1 protein-coding gene is annotated in these 1,242 nt (G+C 31.2%); it reads left to right on the top strand.

Annotated elements, in window-relative coordinates; all coding sequences use genetic code 11:
- Positions 1–597: 597 nt before the first annotated feature.
- Positions 598–1,242, top strand: a 645-nt coding sequence (locus K737_RS04510) for a hypothetical protein (RefSeq protein ID WP_006291063.1), incomplete at its 3' end; no start/stop codon positions are given.

Below are 1,242 nucleotides of genomic sequence, written 5' to 3' on the forward strand. Positions count from 1 at the left end.
TATTTTATACGCTTCTATAACGGGCCTTACACAAGAACACAAGGGGACTCAGGTGGATCAAAGATAAACTCTTATTCTTTGATTTTAGCGATCTTTTAAACTACCTGAAAAAAAGTGAGGGCGAGTATGGTATGATACGATCAAGCATCCTGATTTTCCATTCTCTGGTGCTGCTAAAAAGTGATAAAAATTTATTAAGATATACTAACAAAGAAACACAAATAGAGCGCCAAAAAAATAATAAAAATAAAAAGATCAAGAATCGCAAAAATAAACAAAAGCAATTTTATTCAGGAAAAAAGAAGCGGCTCGCTATAAAAATACAAGTCGTGGTAGATAAAAAAATAAGGCAGGGTATATGTGTACGGCACTTTCAAAGAGTAATCGTCATGATTTTAGAGGATTTAAATGATCCAAAATAAAGGTTCATCGAGAAATAAAAATCATTACTGACACCGGGTATACAAAAGCTGCATTACAACACTGAATTACTATAGCTAAATAATAGTTTACGAAGAAGTATATAAATAATTTTACGACAATTTTATTTTTATTTTGTACAATCCATAATATTCAATACAAACCATTGGTAAAATTATGAAATCACCTATTTTAAATGTTTTTTTAATTAGCATTATGTTCATAGAAAACTCTTTTGCAAATAATGGCTCAGAAAAAGATCCATCAAATAGACTCGCGAAAACAGAAGAAAGCCCACGCCTCTCCGAAATGGAAGAATCTTACTTGCAAGACTCTGAACTGAACGAAGATGGAATAGGAGAATCTGAAAATTTGGGGGAAAACAAAAGAAAAATAAAAGAGAATGAAAAATTTGAAAATTTTATAAAAAATTTACAAGACTCTTTAAGAATTTTATTTGCAAGTCCAAATTTAGACACTTTTCGACAAAGTTTTCTTGAATTAATCCACCAAAAAACAGATCTTCTTGATCAATTTGCTAATCTTCCTAAAAAAAACAGAGAAGATTTTCTGAAAGTTCTAAAAGTTTTAAAAGACAGCAAAATCGGAGATTCTGAATTTTTAAAAGAGATCGAGTTAGAGAAAAATGACTTCGATTACATTGTGGACATTCTTCGCCCCCTCTACTTTAAAATACGAAATTTCGCAGTAGCAAAGAACGCTCCATTAATTTGGAAACAATTACGAAAAGTTTTTTTGCGCTTCCTAAACAACGACTCAGCCCCCTCCCCCTCAAACAAACAAATGGCAATAGAAAAAGAT

It is taken from the genome of Holospora undulata HU1, assembly GCF_000388175.3.
GTDB lineage: Bacteria > Pseudomonadota > Alphaproteobacteria > Holosporales > Holosporaceae > Holospora > Holospora undulata_A.